Below are 727 nucleotides of genomic sequence, written 5' to 3'. Positions count from 1 at the left end.
CACCTCGACCAGGCCGGCCTGCCGACCGCCGCCGCTCCGGCATGAGCGCCGACCTGGACCGCGGTGGCGTCGACGCCACCCGGATCGCCCTCGTCACGCAGTGGTTCCCGCCGGAGCCGACAGGCATCCCGCTGGGCATCGCGCGGTCGCTCGAAAACCGCGACTTCGCGGTGGACGTGCTGACCGGGGTGCCGAACTACCCGACCGGCGTCGTGCCCGCCGGCTACCGCGCGCACCGGCGGAGCGTGGAGGACCTCGACGGGCTGCGCGTGCTGCGCGCCCCCCTCTACCCGAGCCACGACCGGTCCACCGTCAGGCGGGCCGCCAACTACCTCAGCTGGGCCGCCTCCTCCACTGTCGTCGGTCGCGGGCTGCTGCGCTCGGCGGACGCGAGCCTGGTCTACGGCTCCCCCATCACCGCGGCCACCGCTGCGATGGCCGCCCGGATGTGCTGGCGGACCCCGTACGTCCTCATGGTGATGGACCTCTGGCCGGACTCGGTCTTCGCCACCGGCTTCCTCACCGAGGGCGCGGGCAGACGGCTGGCGGCCGCCGCTCTCGGCGGGCTGACCGACCGCGTCCACCGCTGGGCCGACCACATCACCGTCCCCTCCCCCGGCCTACGGAGGACGCTGATCGAGCGAGGCATCCCGGCGGACAAGGTGTCGGTCGTCTACAACTGGGCCGACGAGAAGGTCATGCAGCCGGCCGAGCCGGACCCGACGTT

Annotated in this window: 1 protein-coding gene; it reads left to right on the top strand. The window is 73.7% G+C overall.

Annotation, left to right across the window (positions count from 1 at the left end; all coding sequences use genetic code 11):
- Window positions 1–41: 41 nt before the first annotated feature.
- The coding region (locus KBX39_RS32425) for a glycosyltransferase (RefSeq protein WP_210874244.1) at window positions 42–727 on the top strand (686 nt) is incomplete at its 3' end.

The organism is Micromonospora sp. D75 (genome assembly GCF_018070405.1).
Classification (GTDB): Bacteria; Actinomycetota; Actinomycetes; order Mycobacteriales; family Micromonosporaceae; genus Micromonospora; species Micromonospora chalcea.
This window is presented reverse-complemented; position numbering and strand designations above follow the sequence as displayed.